The sequence below is a fragment of the Nissabacter sp. SGAir0207 genome (assembly GCF_005491205.1).
Taxonomy (GTDB): Bacteria; Pseudomonadota; Gammaproteobacteria; order Enterobacterales; family Enterobacteriaceae; genus Chimaeribacter.
This window is the reverse complement of record NZ_CP028035.1, coordinates 1707727-1729015: the sequence shown is the minus strand read 5'-3', so window position 1 is coordinate 1729015 and position 21289 is coordinate 1707727. Positions and strand designations below refer to the sequence as shown.

Here is a 21289-nt window from a genome sequence, read left to right as displayed (position 1 = left end):
GCGTCTCCGGGCTTGCGGGCCGGCCCAGACGCGCTCCCGGCGCGGCTGGCCCTTTCGCGGGCGTCCTGCCCGCTCACCCGGCCCTGCGACTCCACTCGGCAATGATTTAACGCCCCCACCTCCTCTGCGCGCTGTAGGTATGTGAGGAAATAGTTGGGGGAGTTTTATTTTTGGAAGGTGGAATGCATTGGCTGTGGAGCTGATTGTATTTTTTGTCTACGACAGACCTTAAACACCATATATCCAGCCGAATAAAACCCAAAACCTTTTAAATAGAAATAATTCCCCCATATTCCGCCCCAACTCTTTCCTCACATAGCCGAGAATTTGCAGAGGAGGTGGGGGCGTTTAATTATTGCCGACGGAGGATTCCGGGCCGGGTGAGCGCACAGGGATGTGCGCGAAAGTGGCAGTCGCGCTGGGAGCGCGTCTGCCGCGGCCCGACAGCCCGGAAGCTGACGGAGGGAACCCGCGGTAGCGGGCAATAATTAGCCATTCCACCCCAACGCGCGCGGGTGCAGGGCCGGCGCGCCGGCAGGCCCTGCTCGGTTGAGGCTCGGGAGCCGAAGCAGAAAAAAGAATCCGAACAACCGAAACCCTTCTCCGGCCCCAACGAGGCCAAATATATCCACGAAAGCCAAAGCAGAAAAAGATACAGGCAAACCGAAGGTTAACACGCCCGCGTGGTGCAGGGCCGGCGCGCCGGCAGGCCCTGCTCGGTTGAGGCGCAGGCGTACAGGTAGACAAATGAATCCGAACAACCGAAACCCTGCTCCGACCTAACGGAGCCACAGGCACCCAAGAGTGCCTGAAACCTTTCCCTAAAAAGGGGCCTTGTCAGCCCCCCACTGACTCAAAACTCCACATTAACCCCCACCTGCACGCTGCGCCCTGGCTGCACCGAGAGCGCTTGGTTGTACTGATCCTGCAACCCGGTGTCGGTCAGGGTGCGGCTGCTCAGGTAGTCCCAGTACTTGCGATCGGTCAGGTTGTAGATGCCGCCGCTCAGCTTCACGTTGCTTGCCACCTGCCAGTAGGCGGTCAGATCCACCAGCGCGTAGCCGGGAATGCGCTGGTAGGTGGTGTTGCTGTCGGTGATGGCCGTGCCGGTGTTGGCGTAGCTCTGGCGGCTGGTGGCGACGGCGCGCTTGCCCTTCACCAGCGTGGTGGTCACCGCCCCGCCCCATGCGCGATCGGGCGCGTCCCAGCTCAGGCCAAGGATCGCCTTCATCGGCGGTACGCTGTCCAGATCGACGTAACGATCGCCCAGATAGCTCGACTTCGACTGGCCTTTGCTGTAGCCCCAGCCAAGGGTCGCGCCCAGTCCGCGCAGATCGTCAAACCAAGTGCCGAAACGGATCTTGCTGACAAACTCCGCGCCATAGATATAGGCCTTGTCGCGGTTCTCCTCTTTATAGACGGTATAGATATTGCCCGGCACCGTGGCAAATACCTCCGGGCTGGTAGCGCGGGAGTAGCGCGTCTCGGCAATGAAGTTCTTATAACTGTTGTAGAACAGCGCGCCATTGATGCTCACGCCCGGCACCGCCTCGCCCTTGATCCCCCACTCGAGGTTGTTGCTGGTCTCGGTCTTCAGATCGGGGCTGCCAATCAGCGCGTACTGCGCCGGGCCAGCGTAGTTGGAACCCAGATTCCAGCTACCATAGAGCTGGCTGGCGTTGGGGAACTGCGCGCCGCGCTTGTATTGCAGGTAGGTGTCCAGCGTCGGCGTCAGGCTGTAGATCAGGCTCAGGGAGGGGAGCACCTGGGCATCGCTGTTGGTGCCGCCATACAGTGCGGCCACCTCGCCCTCATCCAGCACCGCGCTGTTGGCGGTCAGCGACGAGAGATTCTGCGCCTTGGTATTCTGGTAGGCGTAACGCACGCCCGGCACCAGCGCCAGTTCATGGCCGGCCAGATCGAAGGTGATGCGATCCTCGGCAAAGGCACCAAACGCCCAAGTGCGGCTGTCTGCTTCCGGCTGCATGATCGCTGCCCAGCTGTTCTGCACCGGATCCTGACTAAACGGGCGCTCGGTCTTGCTGGTTTTGCCGTTCAGCCCCCAGCGCAGCGCATGGCGGCCAATCGCTTTCTCCATCTGCGTGTCCAGCCCATAGGTGGTCACGTCATAGCTGGAGAGCACGCGCTGCGCCGCGGCGGCGCTGGTGGGCATCAGGGTATTGTCGTGGGCCTGCGTGGCCTGCCGGTAGATCTGCGTATCCACCCGATCCACCAGCAGGTTATCCGCTGGCACCCAGGTATCGCGCAGGCTGAGGCCAAGGCGGCGCGTCTCGCTGGTCTGGTGGGCAGTGCCCAGAATGCTGCTGCCCGTATCGCTCCAGCTGTCATACTGGCTGTGGCGGGTCTTGTGGTAGTAATCAATGGTGCCGGAGAGGCGGTGCGCCTCGGTGGCGAGCCAGGAGCCGGAGGCCTGCACGGCGGTGGAGTGCCAGTTCTCCGGGTAGCTCTGGATCTCGCCGCTGTTATTGCGCGTCTCCTGACCGTCGCGGCGGCTGATCACCAGCATCCCTTGCAGATCCGTGTCGCCACCGGCCAGCGTCAGGCCGTTGTGCCAACTGCGGTCGGCGGAGTCATAGTCGCTCTGGTAACCGACATAGTGCGTCTTGCCGGGGCGCAGATAGTGGTCGGCGGATTTCGGGCTGAAAGAGACCACGCCGCCAAGGGTGTTGTTGGCGACATCCACGTCAGTGGCACCGGAGGCGATCTCCACCTGCTGGTACATGTAGGGATCGAGATAGTCGCGACCAATGCCGAAGGTGTTCAGCCCGGCGCGCCCGGCGTAGCTGCGGCCGGTGGCCTGCGGCATCTCCATGCCATCGACGTCGATGCCGACGCGGTTGGACTCCAGCCCACGGATGTTGTAACCGGTGTAGCCAGCGCGGTCAAAACCGCTCTTGCCGGAGGTGCCGCCGCCCGCGGAACCGGTGGCGCCCACCAGCGGCTGGTAGCGCATAATGGTGCCGAAATTGTTGCCGCCCTGCTGCTGCAACGCCTCGGCGCTGAGGGTGGTTTTGCTGCCCGCCTCGCTCTCCACCTTCGGTGACAGCACCGTCAACTGCTCGCCCTCGTTGGCGCTGGCACTCTCCGTCGCACCCTGTGCGCTCATGCTGCCCAGCAGGCTGGCAATCGCCAAACTGAGGGCGGTTTTTCTGGTATTGAAAGACATCATTAACCTTCACATCAATGTATTGGAATAATTGCCTTGCCGGGCGAACCGCGTAAAAAGGGTATACGAAGCCCGCCCCGGCGAAGGGGTGCGTTATAGGTACATCATGGTTACTGCGACATTAGGGGTTCAGGAACAGCACCGGCGAATCCCCCACCGGGTGGCGGCCCATCGTCAACTCCGCCTGATAGCATTGCGCCAGCCGATTGGCCTCCAGCACCTGGGCCGGGTGGCCGTGCGCCACCCGCTGCCCCTGCGCCAGCAAAAAGAGTTCATCTGACCAGAGCGCCGCCAAATTGAGATCGTGCAGCACGCAACAGACCGTCAGCGGGTAGCGCTGCGTCAACTGCCGGAGCAGGCGCAACAGGTGCTGTTGGTGATGCAGATCGAGCGCCGAGGTCGGTTCATCCAGAAACAGCATCCCCTGCGGCCCCGCCGGGTGCCAGAGCTGCGCCAGCGTCTGGGCGATGCGTACCCGCTGCTGCTCGCCGCCGGAGAGCTGGCGGTAGCGGCGGCCAGCCAGCCGGTCGCAGCCGGTCAGCGCCATCACCTCTTCTACCACCGCCATGCTGCCGCGCACCGGCCAGGGTGCGCGTCCCATCTGGATCACCTCGTGCACCGCAAAATCAAACGCCAGTTGGCTCTGCTGGCGCATCACCGCCCGTTTGCGTGACAGCGCCGCCAGTGGCCACTCGCCAAGCGGCGTGCCCTCCAGCAGGCAGACACCGGCGGAGGGCGACAGGTAGCCGCCCAGCAATCGCAGCAACGTAGACTTGCCCGCGCCGTTGGGGCCGATCAGCGAGATCATTTTCCCGGCATCAAACGACAGTGAGATCCCGGTGATCAGATCCCGCCCCCGCGCGCGGTAGTGCAGATCGCGGGCGCACAGCAGCGGCTCAGCCATGATCGTCTCCCCGGCGGCGCAGCATCAGCCACAAAAACCACGGCGCACCCAGCAGGCTGGTGATCAGCCCGACCGGCATCTCCGCTGGCGCGACGGCGGTGCGTGCCAGCGTATCGGCCAGCAGCAGCAAAATTGCGCCCAGCAGCGCCGAGGCGGGCAACAGCGCGCGGTGATCCGCCCCGAGCGCCAGCCGCGCCAGATGCGGCACCACCAGCCCGATAAAGCCGATGATGCCGCTGGCGGCCACCGCCGCCGCCGTCAGCAGGGCGCTGAGGATCAGCAGCCAGCCCTGGGTCTGCCGCACCGGCACGCCAAGGTAGTGTGCCTCTTCATCGCCCAGTTGCAGCAGGTTGAGCCGCCGGGCACAAAACTGGATGCCACAGGCCGCCGGAATGACCAGCGTCGCCACCGCCAGCAGCAGCGGCCACTGCGCCTGCCCCAGACTGCCCATCCCCCAGAGCGACAGCTGGCGCAACTGCTGGTCACTGCTCAGCCACGAAAGCAGTCCGGTGAGCGCCCCCGCCAGCACATTAATGGCAATCCCCACCAGCAGCAGCCGCGCGACCGGCTGCCGTCCGCCCTGACAGAGCAAAAAGATGACCAGCGTCACCAGCAGGCTGCCAGCGAAGGCCGCCAGCGCCGGGGCGTAGAGCGCTACCATGCCGCTGAGCGGCAACGGCAGCAGGATGCTGAGCGCTACCGCCAGCGCCGCGCCGCTGCTCACCCCCAACAAACCGGGATCAGCCAGTGCGTTGCGGAACAGCCCCTGCATCACCGCACCGGAGAGCGCCAGTGCCAGCCCGACCAGCACCGCCAGCAGCACGCGCGGCAGGCGGATCTCAAACCAGATGCGCCACAGCCCCGGCGACTGCTGGCGTTGCCAGGGCAGTGACAGCGGCAGGCGCAGCGCGCCGTAGTGCGCGGCCAGCAGCGTCAGCCCGGCGAGCAGCGCCAGCAGTAGCCAAAGCCAGCGCGCCGGAAAGGCGGCGCGACTCACCGTAGCGCCTCGGCCACCGCGCGCAGTTGGCGCACGGCCGCTGGCGTCTGTGGGCCAAAGCCGAGCAGCGCCATGTCATCCTGTACCAGCAGCCGCTTCGCCTGCCCCGCCGGGGTCATCGACAGCCCCGGCAGTGCCCAGATCTGATCCTGCCCGCCGAGGGTGCGCACGCCATCGGTGGTCACCAACACCAGATCCGGCGCGGCGGCGATCACCCCCTCCGCCGACAGCGGCTTGTAGCCCTCGATGCCCTGCATCGCATTGCGCAGCCCGGCGGCCTGCAACACCCGGTCGGCGGCGGTGTGCTCGCCAGCAACCAGCGTGCTCATGCCGCCGTGGCTCATGATGAACAGCACCCGCACCGGCAGGGCGCGGTAGTGCATCTGCGCCAGCTGCCCGCGCAACTGGTCGCTGAGCACCTGCCCTTGCGCCTCACGGTGCAGCGCCTGTGCCACCGCCTCCACCTTATCGGGGATCGCCGCCAGGCTCTCCGCCTCTGGCACCGTCACCACCGTCACGCCGCTGCGCTTGAGTTGCTCAAACACCAGCGCCGGTGAGGCGGCCGCGCTCGCCAGCACCAGCGAGGGCTGCATCGCCAAAATGCCCTCGGCATTCAGCCGCCGCATGTAGCCGATGTCCGGCAGCGCGGTGGCCGCCGGCGGTTGGGTGCTGGTGCTGTCACGCGCCACCAGATCCGGCGCCGCACCCAGCGCATAGGCGATCTCCGTGACGTCGCCACCCACCGTCACCACCCGCGGCGCAGCCGATACGCCGCTGGCCAGCAGCAGCGCACACCACAGCAGCCGCCTCATGCCACTGCCCCGGCCGGTTTCACCAGCTGCGCCAGTTGCTCGCGCCAGACAGCCTGCTCCGGCTCCCCCTCATGGCGCTGGCCATACAGCTGGGCGATCTGGGTGCCGTCGGCCGCGAACAGCTCAAGGCTGGTGACCATGCCATCCGCCGTCGGCTTGCGCGTGATCCAACTCTCGGCAATCTGCTGATCCTGTAGATGGAGGGTGAAGTGCGGGTTGAAGACATTTAGCCAGCCATGCATCGGCGTCACCTCGTGGATCGCGCCGGTGAAGATCTGCACCACGCCGCGATTGCCGACGAAGATCATGATCTCATTGCCACGCTGCTGCGCCGCCGTCAGCAACTGCGCCAGCGCGCGGTTATCCACCTGCTGGGCAAGATCCGCGGGCACCGCGCGGAACGCCTGCTGACGGGTCAACTGGTACTTTTTCAGCAGCACAAAGAACTGGTGGACGTTGGTCATGCCGCGCCAGCCAACTTCAAAGCCGGTGAGATCCGCTTCGCCGCTGGCCGGCGACACCGGTGCGTCCAGCGCCAGCGGCGGGTTGTCCGGGGAGGTAAACTGCGCCACCAGCGCCTGCCAGGCGGCAAGGTCGGTATGGGGCGTGGCGTAGATTTTCAGCACCGCATCACCGTGCGTGTCAAAAATTTGCAGGCTGCGGCGCACGCCTTGCGGGTGCGCCTCCTCCAGCGCAAAGGCGCTCTGCCACTGGCCGGTGAACAGGCGCAAATCCAGCGCGCGCGGGTTGAGCACCAGCCCGCCGTGCGGCGTCAGCGTCAGGTTGCGGTAGTGGCCGATCTGCTCATGCACCGCGTAGGCGTTACGGGCGAGGGTTTTGGTCTCCCCCACCGTCTCCAGCGCCGCCAGCAGTGTCGGGGGAGCCAGCGCCAACCGCACAGCGTCATGGCCGACGCGCGCCGCCGTCAGTTCGGCCTCACTCACGCCCATTTGGTGGGCCAGATCCCGCGCATAGAGGCGCGGCTGGGCATGTTTCAGGGTCAGGAATTGCGTGTAATAGTCAGCCACGTGAGCCTCCGGCCAAAAGGGGACACCCCGCCGCCACGGCAGGGGCAAGAATTTTTCGGCATTATAGACCACAATTCAAATTGAATGTAAATGATATTTATTATCATTAAGATTTGGAGGGTATCCTAATCCCCTGTTTTGGTAGGTTTATTTCCACTGGCTTCTGCACAAGGGGGCGGCAGGTCGCTGGAGAGGGCCAGCCTGGAGCGGCAGGCAAGCCCGGAGGAAGGGAGCGCACTTTCAGATAATAATACAAATAGAAATCATTATTATTTTCCATCAGACTTTATTACACTGCCTGCACAACGCCGCGCCCTGTGGGTTGCGGGAGAGGCTGAACAACTGATTTGTGGTGCCGCGCGTGACAATGCAGACAATCCTGGACTCCTTTGCTGATGGCCCGCTTGACTGGGTCAGGCCCATGTTCATCCCCTACGCCGGGCAAGCCGGTGCGGTGTCGGCCACGCAACTGCTGACGCCAGAGGGCGCGCAGGCCGTGATGGCCAGCTACCTGGCGGCCCATCCAGCCAGCGAGCAGCGCGCGCGCGTCTCCATGTGGTCACAGTGGTACTTCGCCCGTTTGCTGCCGGTCTGGGTGATCATCAATCTCGCCCGCGACTGGCAACTGCCGATTGAGGCCAGCCACATTTGGTTTGAGCTGAATGAGCAGGGGCTGCCGCTGCAATTCATGCTGGCTGGCGATGGCGAGCCGGTGGCGGAGCCGGATCCGCTGGCCCGCTTTGATGGCATGGTGCAGCACATCGCGCCGCTCTGCCGCATCATGGCGGAGATGGCGGGCCTGAAACCGGGCATCTTCTGGAACAACGCCGCAGTGCGCATCCACTGGGGCATTGAGCAGGCGCAGTTGGTTAACGCCGATGTGCACGCCGGTGAGGCGCTGCTCGCGGCCCGTGAGCTGTGTGACGGCAGTAAAAATCCGCTGTGTGACCCGATGCGCCATGAGATCCCCACCGATGCCACCAGCCCGCGCTACCGCCGCCAGTGCTGCCTGCGCTACGAGCTGTGCGACCATGAAATGTGTCCCTCCTGCCCGCTGTTGCAGGCGGAGAAGCGCCGCCGGCCGGGCGCAAAAAGCGTTATCCTTCAGGCCGCTGCGAAAGCGCACTAAGTTATATAGAAAAATGATTTGATCTCGTGTGGTTATAACGATAAATATTGGGTGGTGCCCGCCGGAACCTGACCGCGGGATGACCCTGACCACGAGGTAACGATCATGAATACGAGCACCCCTGCCCGCGTCTCTGCGTCGTTGAAAGAGGCTGCTGGCCTGCTAAGCGCCAGCCTGCGTTCCATGCTGCTCTCCCCGGTCTCCCAGACCTGGGGCACCCTGACTGGCCGTCAGACCCCGTTGGCCGCCCGCATTGTCCGGCGCTATGCCCTGCCCTCCACCCGCACCTTTAGCGTCGCGGAAGGGTTCTTCGGCTTTATCCCGATTGAGTCCTTTGAGAGTGAGCGCTATATCCTGGAGGTCACGCACGATACGCAGACCTATCAGGTGGAGGTGCCGCACCAGCTGTTTCTAAGCAGCCGCATCGGGGACATCGTTGAGGTGCATACCCATTAACCGGTCAGCCGCATAAAAAAGCCCCATCAGAAAACTGATGGGGCTTTTTTCATCTACTCGCTGGATCGTTCAACCGAGCGGGGTTTACAGGGATCAGAAGTGGTAGCGGTAATTGACCATCAGCCCGGTATCGCGCAGGCCATCCTCCTGCCAGTGGTAGGCATCCGCACTCAGCGCCGCCTTTTTACTCTGGTACTTCACGCCGACCTGCGCCAGCCCGTTAACGCCGCCGCCTTTCTGGCCATCCTCCACGCGGAAGCGCTGACCGGCCGCGCCCTGCAACGAGGCGGTGCGTTCACCCTGCTGGTAACTCAGGTTCGGGCCGCCCTCCAGCGTGGCGGTGGCCGCCCAGCCATTGTCACCGGCGTAGGTCAGTTTCAGGCCAGCCACGGCGTCCACGGCCGTCTCTTCAACGCCTGACATGCGCAGGTTAAAGTCACCGGCCCCGCGTTCGTTGTAGCCCTCTTCAGTAGTGTGGCGCAGCTTCATGCCGGCAAACGGCGTCAGCGTCAGCCCCTTCTGTGGGGTGTAGCTCTTCGCCATCTCGCTGCGGAACTCCAGGTACTGCTGGTTATTGTCGCTGTCCGCCACGCGGTTAACATTGCCGTACTGCACCTGCCGGTTGCTGTCGAGGTTGTGGATGTCATAGCGCAACGCATTGTTCCAGCGTAGCCCGCTCTCTGTCAGCGGCAGACTGTGCTGCACACCAAAGAACTGGCTGTAGCCGCCGGTCACGCCGTTGTCACCGGCGGTGCTGACATCGCCGTCACCATCGAGCCGCGCAATGCCGTACTCCAGCGAAAGCGTCTGGTGGTTACTGAGCGCGAACTGCTGGCGCAGCGCCATCATGTCATAACGGGTGTCGTTGCCCAGTTCACTGCGCTGGTCACCCTTCGCCACCACGTTAAACGCCAGTCCGTTGCCCATAGTTGGTGCGGTGTCGGCCAGCATCTCGAAGCGGTTGCCCAGCACGCGGGCATCCCGTGCCACGCTTTTCGCCTGACTGCCGGAGATTTGCCGTAGCGCGCTGTTGAGTTCAGCGGTGCTCTTCAGATTCAGGCTGGTGAACAGGTCATTGTTGGTGTAGGCCGCATCCAGTGCGTTAGCCACGCTGGACACGCTGTCGTCACTCACCACGTCCGCGTAGGCGTTTTTGGTCATGGTGACGTCCACGTTGCCGCTGTCGTCTTTCTGGCCTTCGGCGCTCCACACCACGCTGGTGGAAGTGATGTTCTGCTCGCCGCTGATGTTGGCACCGACAAACACGTCCTCAAAGGTCTGAGTCGTCGCGGCGCTGCCCTGCGTAAAGCCGGTATCAATCGATACGTCGCCCAGCGCCACGTTGCTGGCGGTCAGCGTCCCGGCGGTGCCGTCGGCGTTGGTGCCGATGGTGTACTGGTTCAGCGTGCTGGCGGCCGTCGGGTCAGTCGGCAGGGTGTAGTTGGCGTAGTGCACCTCGCTCTTGTCGTCAGTGTTGCCATTGACGCCAGCAATCTGCACGTCGCTCTCTTTCACCAGCCCACTGCCCGTACCCTCCAGATTGACCGTGCCATTGTTAACGATGCGGCCGTTGTCGCCCAGCTGGCTGAAGGCGTAGGAGTCTGAAGCGTAGATATTGATGGTGCCGTTGTTCTCCAGCACCGCGTTCGCGGTGGCGTTGGCGTCCAGTTGCATCGCTACCATGCCGCTGTCAGTGGTGCCTTCAGTGCCGAGGTTGATGGTGCCGTTATTTATAAGCTGGGCACTGCTGCTGCCTTTCATAGCGACGGTGTTGCTGCCGCTGATGTTCATCACGCCGTCGTTGATTGCCACGGTGTTGCTGTTTTTCATATACACGGCGGTGCCGTTGGTGCCGTTATAGTTCACCTCGCCGGTGGCGCCGCTGTAGCCGTTCAGGCCGTCGCCCTGATTCCAGAAGGTCGAGGGATTGGCATGGTCAGCTATCGATCCCACCAGCACGCTGCTGCCGGTCTGGTTGAGGGTGCCATTGTTAATGATGTTGCTGTCGCCGTTCTTGCCGATCCGCAACACAACATGGTCTTTCTTGGTATCGGTGCTGATCATGGTGCCGCTGTTTTTGAACACCGAGCCACTCTCAATCGTCATGTAGCGCTGGTTAGCGATGGTAAGGGTGCCGTCCACGGCATTGTTTAACACGCTATTGTTACGTACCCCGAAGTCTTTGTTGTTAGTAGCGTTCCAGTTGCCGTGGTTGGTCAGGGTGCTGTTAACGGCCACGACCCCATTCTGGATGGTGCCGCCGGCATTATTGATAACCGTCCCGTCGGTGATCGAGGGTTGGGCACCGTTGATCACGCCGCTGTTATTGACGGTACCGCCAGTGGTGACGGAGAGAGTGGCGACGGTGCCCGCATTATTGACGGTGCCGTTGCTGGTGACGGAGAGAGTAGCGGCGGTACCCGCATTATTAAAGACGCCCTGATTTTCAATAAACAGCGGCGCGGTAATAGTGGCGCCGCTCTCATTGTCCAGCGTGCCCCAGACGCTCAACCCGCTGCCTTCGACGGTGCCGGTATTGCTGACGGTCGAACCGGTGTAGACCAGCGCATTTTGTGTCAACGTGGTGGTGCCGCTCAGCACGGTGCCATCAGCCAACTCCAGTGAGACCAGCGTGCTGCTGTTGTCGGCGCTGTCCGGTACGCCATCGCCGACGTTGATCTGGCCGCGGTTGATGATGAGGTTGTTGGCATTGCCGTCGCTGTAGAACGCCTGACCATTTTCGGCGTTGATGTTGATCACGCCAGTGGTGTCATTAATGGCGATGCCGCCCTTATACACCGCCATGCCCACCAGCGGTTGGCCCGGCTGGGCATTTTCATTGCTCTCCAGGTTGATGGTGCCCTGATTAATGACCTGATTAGAACGGCCAAAGGCCACCATACCGGCCCCGGCGTTATACACCGTGATCACGCCGCCCTGATGGTTGGTGGCAATGGCATTATTATTATGGCTGCCTATGTAATAATCTGTGCCAGCGTACATGCCGACGGCAAAGTCTTTAGCCGAGTCAGAGGGGATGTTAGCCGCCATCTGCGTGGTATCGGCCGCATCTTTCCACAGCGCATCGGTGGTGAGGGTGCCAAAGTTGTCTGCGGTGCCGTTATCAACCGCATTCATCGCGACACCGCGGCCATACACCTCCAGCGTACCGTTGGCCATATTGGTTGCAGAGGCGCCAACCGATGCCGTCATTAACTGGATCCCCATCACCGTATTATTTGACCAGTATGGGGAGAGCATTGCTAAGGTATCGGTGAAGTTAAAAAGGCTATCCTGGTTCATGACCCGGCCTGTCATGTCCCCTTCATTAACGGCGGTAGCCCCATTATTGGCATGCATACCGAAGGAAGAAGCGCTCGTGCCGGCTGCGGTGCTGGTACGCCGGATCTCCATGCTGCCCTGATTATCTATCTGAGTATTTTCACCCTCGCCGTAGGCCAGCGTCATATTCTCCACCTGAACACTGCCCTGATTGATCAGGCTGCTCCCCGAAAAGAGTTTAATCAGGCCGTTGTCTTCATAAAGATAGTTATTGATGCTGGTGATACCAGTGGTATTCAGGCTGGCGCCTTCGGCAATCTCCAGTTGGCCGCCATTAGAGAGCGCAAAGCCAACAAAGTTGACCGGGAAGTCGCCTTCTATCGTGCTGTCCCCCTGTAGGGAGAGGGTAGAGGCGCCATCAATGGTGATGGCCGCGGCTGGGCCATATCCCTTACGTTGTTCGGCAATCGCATCACCGGCCGCCGTATCCGCGATCTGATCCGTTTCCCCGGTGAGCTGTAGGCCCTGCTGCAACTCCACGCGGTTGCCGTCACCGCTGATGGTCACGCCGGAAATAGTCTCCTGTGAACCCTTCTCTTCAGAATATATGAAGGGCGCAACTTCCGTATCCACCACCACCTGCAAGTGGCCGTCCAGCACCACCGTATTGTTGCTGCCGCTGACGTCAATGCCGGTGGAAGCGGTATAAAAATTGTCGGCCGCCAGCGGCGAGGACTGATCTTTGTCCACCCGCATATCGCCGGTCAGGATCACCTGATTGGACTCGCCCGCCACCTGCACGCCGGTGGCCTGCTGGCCGATCACGTCGATATTGTCAGCGCTCAGGTTGACGGTGTTGTTTTGCCCGCTGACGCTGATACCGGTGGCAAAATCGCCCACCACCATATCGCCGCGCTGGTTCAAAGTATTGCTGTCGCCGGTGACCGCAATGCCAGTGCCGCCGTTGCTGAGCGTGGCGTCACCGTCAGTATTCAGGGTGTTGCCATTGCCTGTTACCTCTACGCCGGTGGAGCCATTGCCATCCACCACGATTGGGCCGAGGGTATTCAGGGTATTATCGTTACCGCTGATGCTCAGGCCGGTGCCGCCAGCCTGCCCGCCGGTAGTGGCGTTGCTGTTGATGGTGTAGCCGTCCAGCGCCAGTTGCGTGCCGATGTCGCCTTCGCCAACGCCGATGCTGTCTTCATTAATATCGATGACCTTGCTGACATCATCGCCATCATCATCGCCACCGTCGTCACCGTTATCGCCATTATCATCGCCGCCGTCGTCGCTGCCATTATCTGCGCTGGAGACGGGATGACTGTTGTTGTCATCGGCCACGATAAAGCCCACCGCCAATGCGGCGGCCACCGCACCACCGGCGATCCAGCTCCACTCCTCCTGTGAAAGCGCGGTCGGGGTCAAACAGGCGTCGGGCAGGGCATCACGCTGCTCTTGAGTGAGCTGGTTAATATTGGTCGGGCACTTCAGGGAAGTTTTATCTTCGGGGGTATCAGCGGCAAAACTATTATTGCTGATAGCGAGGGCAATACAGAGTGAGAGAAGTTTTTTACGTTGCATGATTCACCTTCAAGATTATTTTGACGAGTCATTTCCCTGGCTTGGGGAAGCCAGTGTGTAATTCCATTTCGAAAGTACGTAAAAGCAAAAAGTTATAGCGTTGTTATTACTGGGGGTCACTGGAAAATTTGAAGAGAAATTATATCAATCGATAGTAAATGTCCCGGCGTGGCGAAAATAAACCCACACCCCGTTATGGGGCTGCGGGCGACACAAATAAAAAACAGTAAGTTAGCCGGAAGGGAATTTTAATTAAAATTTGCTTAATCTTTCATTAATCCCAAATTGATCACTGCAACTAATATTTTATGGTTTAACTATTCATTAAATAGCTATTTAACAAAGCTGAAAACAAGCGACCCATTGGGAAATAATATCGTGGTATATCCCGCTTCAGCGCCAGCGGTTTTTACGGCATAAAAAAGCCCCATCAGGGAATGGATGGGGCTGTTGTCATCTATTTTCCGGATCGTTCACACGATCATTTACTTAACCGAACGGTATTTTTTATCGTTGGGAGGGCCGTTGGCCGCGTTTTTGCGCGTACATCAGCGCATCGGCCTCCGCCAGCAGGCGGCCTATCTCCACCGGATCGCGCCCGTTGTAATCAATCTGCCCGACGCTGTAGCGCAGCGGGTAACCGCGGCCATCGCGCTGATTGTGCTCACCCACCTTCCCCTCCAGCCGCGCCAGCGCGTGCTGCGTCTCTTCGGCGCTGGCATTGGTCAGCAGCACCGCGAACTCATCACCGCCCAGCCTGCCCACCACGTCGCTGTTGCGCAGGCTGCACTGGATCAGGCGGGCGAAGTCGCGCAGCGCGCGGTCGCCCTCCGCGTGGCCGAGGTTGTCATTGATCGCCTTGAACTCATTCATGTCAAAGAACAGCAACGACGCCGGCAGCCCAAGGCGCTGGCACACCCCCAGCGCGTGCTGGGCCAATGCCTCAAAGCCGCGCCGGTTGGAGATCTGGGTCAGCGCGTCCATGGTCGCCAGCTGCATGGCGCTGATCTCCTGCTCTGCCATGCAGGCCAGATCGGTCAGCAGTTGCCGATCCTCCTCAGTCAGGTGGCGCGGCACGGTGTCAATCAGGCAAAGGGTGCCGAGCTTGACGCCATCCGTCACCACCAGCGGGCAGCCAGCGTAGAAGCGGATGTTCGGCTCGCCGGTGACCAGCGGGTTGTCGTGGAAGCGGAGATCCTCCTGCGCGTCCGGCACCTCCATGATCTCATTGCCAAGGATGGCGTGGCCGCAGAACGAGATGTCGCGCGGCGTCTCCTGCACCTCCAGCCCCTGGCAGGATTTGAACCACTGGCGGTTCATGTCCACCAGCGACACCAGCGCAATCGGCACGTTGAACAGCCGCCGGGCCAGACGCGTCAGGCGGTCAAAGCGCTCTTCGGGCAGGGTATCAAGGATATTGTAAGCACGGAGGGTGGCGAGACGGTGGAGCTCATCAGACGGTTGGTCAGGCAATTGCATGGACACTCTCATTCCTGGTGGCGCCAAGGCGGCGAAAATAGCGGAAATTTCTGTTATATCAGAAAGGCTAACGCATCATGGCGCGAAAAGAAAGCGAGGAGAACGCGAGGGGCTGGCTGGGCCGTCCCCGCCTGTCCGCCTCCGGCATTGCACCGGCGGCGGAAGGGCTACGACGGAGTGGGCGGGATTACGCCCGGAGGGAATTCATATCAATCACAAAGCGGTATTTCACATCGCCACGGCTCATGCGGGTGAAGGCCTGCTCAATATTGTCGATGCTAATCACTTCGACATCAGCCGTGATGCCATGTTCCCCACAAAAATCGAGCATCTCTTGGGTTTCACGGATGCTGCCGATGGAGGTGCCGGCAATACTGAGGCGCTTGAACACCATCGGGGTGATTTCGGGCGCGGCGTGCGGGCTGTCCGGGATGCCGACCAGGATCAGGCTGCCGTTGCTTTTTAGCGTCGCCAGATAGGGGTTGAGGTCATGGGGCGCCGCCACGCAGTTGAGGATCAGGTCGAGGCTGTTCGCCACCGCCGCCATCTGTTCGGCGTCACGGGAGATGACCACCTGTTTCGCGCCGAGGCGCAGGGCATCCTCACCCTTGTGGGGAGAGGTGGTGAACAGCACTACCTCTGCGCCCATCGCGGTCGCCAGCTTGACCGCCATGTGGCCGAGACCACCGAGGCCGACCACGCCAACGCGCTGGCCGGGCCGCACGTTCCAGTGTTTCAGCGGTGACCAGGTGGTGACGCCAGCGCAGAGCAGCGGCGCGACAGCGGCCGCGTCGAGGTGCTCCGGTACGCTGACCACAAAATTCTGGCTCACCACGATGTCATTGGCGTAGCCACCAAAGGTGGTGCCGCCAAGGATCTTCTCTTCGCCGTTATAGGTGGCGGTGAAGCCCGCGTCGCAATACTGCTCCTCGCCCTCGCGGCACTGCCCGCACTGGCCGCAGGAGTCCACCATCACGCCGACGCCGACGCGCTGGCCGATCTGGAAACGGCTAACGTTCGCGCCCGCATGGGTGACGCGGCCGACAATCTCATGGCCCGGCACCAGCGGGTAGCGGCTCATGTTCCACTCATTGCGCGCCATGTGCAGATCGGAGTGGCACACGCCACAAAACTCGATCTCAATGCGCACATCATCTGCGCCTACCGGGCGGCGGTCAAAATGAAAAGGCGCCAGCGGCGCGTCAGCCGACTGGGCGGCATAGCCATAAGATGTTTTCATTGGAATCCCCTTTTTGAAGGGGGCGAACCCTAAACCCTCATGCCGGGTACATCAAGTTTTCACCCGGCAGAAATGTAGCAAAATGTGGCAAAGTTCAGACGTCCAGACTGCCGGCCTGACAGAAGGCCGATTTTCCCACAGCCACCGGCTCACCCGCGCTGCGCGTAAACCTCCACCCGACACCGGGCGGATGAAGAAAGCGCCATCGCTGTTACATCGCGTTACAACCCTGCCTTTAAAATCATCAATCTCGTGCTGCTTTTGCCTTATTTTTCAACGGGCCGAACGGAAGGAGAGAGGAATTGCTGGTTGATAGGCCGCCAATGGCAGCAAGAGGTTGACGGCGTGGGCGTGCCAATGATAATCGTTATCAATACCCTCGGATAAGGCACATCAGATGAGACAGAAAGAGCTTCCGACCCGCCAGACCCAATGCTGCATCGCTGGCGGTGGCCCGGCGGGCATGATGCTGGGCCTGCTATTGGCCCGGCAGGGCATCGAGGTGGTGGTGCTGGAGAAACATGCGGATTTCCTGCGCGACTTTCGCGGCGACACCCTGCACCCCTCGACGCTGGAGGTGATCCACCGCCTCGGCTGGCTGGAGGCGTTTTTGCAACTGCCGCACCAGCGGATGACCCAGTTGCAGGCGGAGATGGGCGGCCAGCCGATGACCATCGCTGATTTCAGCCGACTGCCGACGCACTGCAAATTCATGGCCTTTATGCCGCAGTGGGACTTCCTTAACTTCCTGCGCGCGCGTGCCGAGGCCCTGCCCCACTTTACTTTGCTGATGGAGGCGGAGGTGACCGGCCTGCTGCGCGACGGCGAGTGGGTGAGCGGCGTGGAGGTAGAGACGCCACAGGGCGCGCTGCGTATCCACAGTGACCTGCTGGTGGGCTGCGATGGCCGCAACTCGCGCATCCGGCAGGCTGCCGGGCTGACCAGCGAAAGCTTTGGCACGCCGCGTGACGTGCTGTGGCTGAAGGTGCCGAAGCAGCCGGACGATCCGGCCTGGGCCACCGGCCACCGCGGCGCGCGCAAGAACTTCATCATGATTGACCGCGGCGACTACTGGCAGTGCGGCTACTCGATTGACAAGGGCGCGCTACCCGCGCTGAAACAGGCAGGGCTGCCAGCCTTTCTGGCACAGGTCAGCGAGTCCGCGCCCTTTGACGCCGCACGGCTGGCGGCGGCGATCCCGGAGTGGGATCAGGTGAAGCTGCTGGTGATCCGCATCGATCGCCTGCACCACTGGGCGCAGCCGGGGCTGCTGTGCATTGGCGACGCCGCCCACGCCATGTCGCCGATTGGCGGCGTCGGCGTCAATCTGGCGATTCAGGATGCCGTGGCCACCGCCAACCTGCTGGCTGGCCCGCTGCGGCGTGGTGTCCCGACGCTGCGGGAGCTGAACCGCGTGCAGCGCCGCCGCACCTTCCCCACCAAGGCCACGCAATTTTTACAGGTGATGATGACGCGCCGCCCGCGTGATGGCCGCCGCCCCCCTGCCCCGATCCGCGCCCTGGGCGGCTGGCTGCGCACCCGCCCCTGGCTGCCCTTCCTGTTTGGCCGGCTGATTGGCGTCGGTTTCCGCAGTGAGGTGCCGAAGTAAACCAAAAAGGCCAGTCAGTGACTGGCCTTTGGCATTCATCGGCATGGCCACGAGGGCCTCAGACTTTTTTGCCGCCCGGTTTCAAAAAAGCGGGCCGGTTGACGTGGTAAGCCTCATTGAAGGTGTAGCGACCATTCTCATATCGCACTTCGCCGCTGTTGAGTTTTTTTCTCAACGCCACATTTGCGGCAAGCTGAAGGCGCTGCCCCTTCTCTACAGCGGAATACCCCGTCGGGGTAGGATCTCTTTCAATAATGCTGAGTAGTGATGACATAGTTTCTTCCTCCCGTAACCACGTCACTGTACGCCTTCCATCCATCAAGATGTCGCATCAAACGGCTCCTGGATTTACCCTCCAGCCCTAGCAGGCCGTTGTAAATCTCAACCAGATCCGTTCTGCGATCTTGATGGCGATCGCTGGCCGCAGAAAACACGTAGGCTCCTGCGTGGCACACAGTGTAATGGTCATAAATTATGCTTGCAACGTTAAACAAGACACGTCCGCCCATGACACCCTGATGTTGGATATGGTGAAATCCCAGAAAGTCCCCGGCCAAAGGGTTAATCCCATCGAAGGCCACGGCCCATACTCCCGTCTCTGGAAAGGTGAACGCGGGATAGAGCTGCATCATATTGATCCCCTTGGCTGCGCTAAGGTGGTGCGCACTGGAGATGGCCTCAAAACCCACGGCGTAAGGTATGCCTGCCACATTAAACAGACGATAGATCACATCCTGACCAAAACTACTGTCAAACGGCGGCAACCAGCTTATTGTCCCAATCACATTACCCCTCCCTGCGTATGGATGTCGGGCGCATTCAACCAGACCTGCTGGGCTGACTCAAACCCCTCACGGCAAAGTTGGAAGACAGTAGGGAAAAATAGGGAGTATGTTGTAACAAAATGCCGGGCGAGCCGGCTTAGATCTTGCCGACGGAGTGGCGCAACTTCAGGGTGGCGGGAAAATCGGTCTGCGCGGGCGGTTCGGGCAGGCAGCCGAGGCGATGCAGCAGCAGTTCGGCGGCGGCACTGCCCATCTGGTGGCCGGACTGGCGCACGGTGGTGAGCGGCGGCGACACCAGCGCGGCAGCGGGGATGTCATCAAACCCCGTGACGCTCAGATCGCCCGGCACCGCTACCCCCTGCTGCTGGCAGTGGCGGATGACGCCAATCGCCATCAGATCGTTGGCGCAGAGGATGGCGGTCGGCCACTCCGCGCGCGGCTGCGCCAGAATGCGGGCGGCGAGGCGCATCCCACTCTGTTCGGTATAGTCGCCCGCCAGCAGCGGCATCTTCTCCGGCTCCAGCCCCTGCGCGCGGCAGGCGTCATGGTAACCCGACAGCCGCTCCTCGCTGGTCCACATGCCGCGCGGGCCGCTGATGAACAGCAACCGGCGGTGGCCGCAGGCCAGCACATGGCGCGCCAGCTCGGCCGCGCCCTGCCGGTTTTGCGCGCTGACAAAGGGAGCAGGAATGCCCGGCAAGCACTCATCGACAAACACCACCGCGCCGCGGCGCGCCAGCGCCTGAAGCGACGGGCTGGGCTGGCCGGTGCCGGAGAGGTAGATCACCCCATCCAGCCGCTGGGTGCGCAGCACCTGCGCGTAGTACTCCTCGCGGGCGGTGTCAGACCAGGTCAGGCAGAGCACCAGCAGGAAGTCAGACTGGCCGAGCACCAGCTGGATGCCCTCGGCAATGTCGGCAAAAAAGGCGTTGCCCAGATCCGGCGCCACCAGACCAATGGAGGAGATGCGCTGGCTCTTGAGGCTGCGGGCGGCGTTGTTTGGCTCAAAGCCCAGTTCGGCGATGGCCTGCAACACCCGCTCACGGGTGCGGGCCGCCACCGGGCGGCCGCTGTTGTTGATGACGGCGCTGACGGTGCCGATGGAGACCTCCGCCTGACGCGCCACGTCGCGGATGGTGGGCCGGGCGGCGGGTGCCTTATCGTTCATCGCGGGCCTGCTCCGCCGGGGTGTCACGCCAGTAGCGGCGCGACCAGCGGCGGGCTTTCGAGCCACTGCGCCACGGCGTCATCAGGTGCTCGGCCCCCACCACCAGCAGGAAGCTCACCACCCCCAGCAGCGCCAGGAAGACGATGGCGGCAAAGGTGCCAGCGGTGTTGAGGCGCGAGTTGGCCTGCAACAGGTAAGCCCCCAGCCCGCCGCTGGTGGAGGCCGTCCACTCGCCAATCACCGCGCCGGTGACGCTGAAGGTGGCGGAGAGTTTCAGTGCCGAGAAGAGCGGCGTGTAGGTGGCCGGCAGCTTGACGTAGCGGAACACCTTGGCGCGCGACGCGCCCATCGACTTCACTAGATTGAGCATGTCGCGGTCAACCGAGTGCAGGCCATCCAGCACGTTCACCACCACCGGGAAGAACACCACCAGCGCCACAATCACCAGCTTCGGCGCGAGGCCAAAGCCGAGCCAGATGGTCAGCGCCGCCGCGATGGCAATCACCGGCACCGCCTGACTGGCGATCAAAATGGGGTAGAGCACGCTGCGCACCCAGCGCGAGCTGTCCATCAACACCGCGAACACAAAGCCGCTCACCGCGCCGAGCAAAAAGCCCATCAGGAAGGTGACGAAGGTGATGCGGAAGCCCTCCCACAGGGTGTCCGAGTCGGAGAGGATATGCTCGAGGGTGCGCTCCGGCGAGGGCAGCACATAAGCCGGGATGTCGAAGGCGCGCACCGCGATGCCCCAGCCGAGCACCACCAACACCAGTGCCACCACCGGGCCGCCAATCCGCAGTAGCCAGCCGCGCCAGCCGTAGGGTTCAGTGTACATTGGCTCTCTCCTGCGCCGTCAGCGCCGCCTCATCCTGATAAATCAACCCGAGGATCTGCTGCTTCAGCGCCATAAAGGGCGCGCTGGTCAGGCAGGAGAGCGGACGCGGGCGCGCCAGCTCCACCGGGAAGACCGCATTGACGCGACCGGGGCGCGGCGTCATCACCACCACCCGGTCGGCGAGGAAGATCGCCTCGTCAATGTCGTGGGTGACGAACACCACCGTGCGCCGCTGCTCCTCCCACACCGTCAGCAACCACTGCTGCATGGAGAGCCGGGTTTGGGAGTCGAGCGCGCCGAACGGCTCATCGAGCAGCATCACGTCATGCTGCATCGCCAGGGTACGCATCAGCGCCACGCGTTGGCGCATACCGCCGGAGAGCGCCGCCGGGTAGTGGTTGATAAAGTCGCCCAGACCATAGCGGCGCGCCAAGGCCACACCGGCACGCCGCTGGGCCTCGCTGGCGCCCCCCTTGAGGGTGGCGCCGAGCACGATATTGTCAATCACCGTCAGCCACGGCAGCAGCAGATCCTTTTGCAGCATGTAGCCGACGTGGCCGGTCTTGCCGGTCACGTCCTGCCCGTCAATCAGGATGCGGCCTGAACTGGGCGGCAGCACGCCGGAGATCAGGTTGAACAAGGTACTTTTTCCGCAGCCGGACGGGCCGACTACCGAAATGAATTCCCCCTCGGCCACCTGGAGATCGGTGGGCGCCAGCGCGGTCAGCTCGCCGAACTGGCGCGACACCTGCTCGATCCTAAGTTTTGCTTGGGACATCGGAACTCCTTTCTCT

General features: G+C 62.1%; 16 protein-coding genes. 3 read left to right on the top strand and 13 right to left on the bottom strand.

Translation table 11 applies throughout. From position 1 onward, the window contains the following. Positions 1–853: 853 nt before the first annotated feature. The 5 genes from C1N62_RS07400 to C1N62_RS07380 form a co-directional block, all read right to left on the bottom strand. Complete coding sequence (locus C1N62_RS07400; protein WP_137763019.1) at positions 854–3190, bottom strand: TonB-dependent receptor domain-containing protein; 2337 nt, start codon at positions 3188–3190, stop codon at positions 854–856. Between the two features lie 118 nt (positions 3191–3308). Next, complete coding sequence (locus tag C1N62_RS07395) at positions 3309–4091, bottom strand: heme ABC transporter ATP-binding protein (RefSeq protein WP_137763018.1); 783 nt, start codon at positions 4089–4091, stop codon at positions 3309–3311. After that, positions 4084–5088 (bottom strand): iron ABC transporter permease, encoded by a 1005-nt coding sequence (locus C1N62_RS07390; protein ID WP_137763017.1) that lies wholly within the window; start codon positions 5086–5088, stop codon positions 4084–4086. The genes C1N62_RS07395 and C1N62_RS07390 overlap by 8 nt, the downstream gene beginning before the upstream one ends. Beyond that, the gene (locus C1N62_RS07385; protein ID WP_137763016.1) at positions 5085–5900 is read right to left on the bottom strand and encodes a hemin ABC transporter substrate-binding protein; all 816 of its coding nucleotides are present in this window, start codon (positions 5898–5900) and stop codon (positions 5085–5087) included. The genes C1N62_RS07390 and C1N62_RS07385 overlap by 4 nt, the downstream gene beginning before the upstream one ends. Further along, positions 5897–6928 (bottom strand): hemin-degrading factor, encoded by a 1032-nt coding sequence (locus C1N62_RS07380; protein ID WP_240775749.1) that lies wholly within the window; start codon positions 6926–6928, stop codon positions 5897–5899. Before C1N62_RS07380 ends, C1N62_RS07385 begins: the two co-directional genes overlap by 4 nt. A 367-nt stretch (positions 6929–7295) precedes the next feature. Between C1N62_RS07380 and fhuF the strand changes: the two genes are divergently transcribed. Beyond that, positions 7296–8057: a siderophore-iron reductase FhuF gene (gene fhuF / locus C1N62_RS07375; protein ID WP_137764943.1), complete on the top strand. Its 762-nt coding sequence runs from the start codon at positions 7296–7298 to the stop codon at positions 8055–8057. A 105-nt stretch (positions 8058–8162) separates the two neighbouring features. Then, positions 8163–8513: a hypothetical protein gene (locus C1N62_RS07370; RefSeq protein ID WP_137763015.1), complete on the top strand. Its 351-nt coding sequence runs from the start codon at positions 8163–8165 to the stop codon at positions 8511–8513. Between the two features lie 93 nt (positions 8514–8606). Here the strand turns inward: C1N62_RS07370 and C1N62_RS07365 are convergent, their stop codons facing one another. The 3 genes from C1N62_RS07365 to C1N62_RS07355 form a co-directional block, all read right to left on the bottom strand. Further along, positions 8607–13379 (bottom strand): autotransporter outer membrane beta-barrel domain-containing protein, encoded by a 4773-nt coding sequence (locus C1N62_RS07365; protein ID WP_137763014.1) that lies wholly within the window; start codon positions 13377–13379, stop codon positions 8607–8609. A gap of 507 nt (positions 13380–13886) precedes the next feature. Further along, a complete protein-coding gene (locus C1N62_RS07360) occupies positions 13887–14858 on the bottom strand; it encodes a diguanylate cyclase (RefSeq protein ID WP_137763013.1) in 972 nt (323 codons plus the stop codon). A 187-nt stretch (positions 14859–15045) separates the two neighbouring features. Continuing rightward, positions 15046–16098 carry an NAD(P)-dependent alcohol dehydrogenase gene (locus C1N62_RS07355; protein ID WP_137763012.1) on the bottom strand — a complete coding sequence of 351 codons (1053 nt, stop codon included), beginning with the start codon at positions 16096–16098 and terminating at the stop codon, positions 15046–15048. A 397-nt stretch (positions 16099–16495) separates the two neighbouring features. Here C1N62_RS07355 and C1N62_RS07350 point away from each other — a divergent pair, with 397 nt between their 5' ends. Continuing rightward, complete coding sequence (locus tag C1N62_RS07350; RefSeq protein ID WP_137763011.1) at positions 16496–17707, top strand: FAD-dependent oxidoreductase; 1212 nt, start codon at positions 16496–16498, stop codon at positions 17705–17707. A 58-nt stretch (positions 17708–17765) separates the two neighbouring features. Here C1N62_RS07350 and C1N62_RS07345 read toward each other — a convergent pair whose 3' ends face one another. The 5 genes from C1N62_RS07345 to C1N62_RS07325 form a co-directional block, all read right to left on the bottom strand. Further along, entirely contained in the window at positions 17766–17981 is a 216-nt protein-coding gene (locus C1N62_RS07345; RefSeq protein WP_137763010.1) for a hypothetical protein, read from the bottom strand. Further along, positions 17956–18492: a hypothetical protein gene (locus C1N62_RS07340; RefSeq protein ID WP_137763009.1), complete on the bottom strand. Its 537-nt coding sequence runs from the start codon at positions 18490–18492 to the stop codon at positions 17956–17958. The genes C1N62_RS07345 and C1N62_RS07340 overlap by 26 nt, the downstream gene beginning before the upstream one ends. 136 nt (positions 18493–18628) lie before the next feature. Then, positions 18629–19660 (bottom strand): LacI family DNA-binding transcriptional regulator, encoded by a 1032-nt coding sequence (locus tag C1N62_RS07335; protein ID WP_137763008.1) that lies wholly within the window; start codon positions 19658–19660, stop codon positions 18629–18631. Further along, positions 19650–20495, bottom strand: a complete 846-nt coding sequence (locus C1N62_RS07330) for an ABC transporter permease (protein WP_137763007.1) — start codon at positions 20493–20495, stop codon at positions 19650–19652. Before C1N62_RS07330 ends, C1N62_RS07335 begins: the two co-directional genes overlap by 11 nt. After that, the gene (locus tag C1N62_RS07325) at positions 20485–21273 is read right to left on the bottom strand and encodes an ABC transporter ATP-binding protein (protein ID WP_137763006.1); all 789 of its coding nucleotides are present in this window, start codon (positions 21271–21273) and stop codon (positions 20485–20487) included. The genes C1N62_RS07330 and C1N62_RS07325 overlap by 11 nt, the downstream gene beginning before the upstream one ends. Between the last annotated feature and the right edge of the window lie 16 nt (positions 21274–21289).

Bases quoted from the DNA above. Each gene is read 5' to 3' on its own strand.
- C1N62_RS07350 (WP_137763011.1), top strand. From the start codon at position 16,496: ATGAGACAGAAAGAGCTTCCGACCCGCCAGACCCAATGCTGCATCGCT.
- C1N62_RS07370 (WP_137763015.1), top strand. From the start codon at position 8,163: ATGAATACGAGCACCCCTGCCCGCGTCTCTGCGTCGTTGAAAGAGGCT.
- C1N62_RS07345 (WP_137763010.1), bottom strand. From the start codon at position 17,981: ATGTCATCACTACTCAGCATTATTGAAAGAGATCCTACCCCGACGGGG.
- C1N62_RS07365 (WP_137763014.1), bottom strand. From the start codon at position 13,379: ATGCAACGTAAAAAACTTCTCTCACTCTGTATTGCCCTCGCTATCAGC.
- C1N62_RS07385 (WP_137763016.1), bottom strand. From the start codon at position 5,900: ATGAGGCGGCTGCTGTGGTGTGCGCTGCTGCTGGCCAGCGGCGTATCG.
- C1N62_RS07335 (WP_137763008.1), bottom strand. From the start codon at position 19,660: ATGAACGATAAGGCACCCGCCGCCCGGCCCACCATCCGCGACGTGGCG.
- C1N62_RS07330 (WP_137763007.1), bottom strand. From the start codon at position 20,495: ATGTACACTGAACCCTACGGCTGGCGCGGCTGGCTACTGCGGATTGGC.
- fhuF (WP_137764943.1), top strand. From the start codon at position 7,296: ATGCAGACAATCCTGGACTCCTTTGCTGATGGCCCGCTTGACTGGGTC.
- C1N62_RS07325 (WP_137763006.1), bottom strand. From the start codon at position 21,273: ATGTCCCAAGCAAAACTTAGGATCGAGCAGGTGTCGCGCCAGTTCGGC.
- C1N62_RS07395 (WP_137763018.1), bottom strand. From the start codon at position 4,091: ATGGCTGAGCCGCTGCTGTGCGCCCGCGATCTGCACTACCGCGCGCGG.
- C1N62_RS07355 (WP_137763012.1), bottom strand. From the start codon at position 16,098: ATGAAAACATCTTATGGCTATGCCGCCCAGTCGGCTGACGCGCCGCTG.
- C1N62_RS07400 (WP_137763019.1), bottom strand. From the start codon at position 3,190: ATGATGTCTTTCAATACCAGAAAAACCGCCCTCAGTTTGGCGATTGCC.
- C1N62_RS07360 (WP_137763013.1), bottom strand. From the start codon at position 14,858: ATGCAATTGCCTGACCAACCGTCTGATGAGCTCCACCGTCTCGCCACC.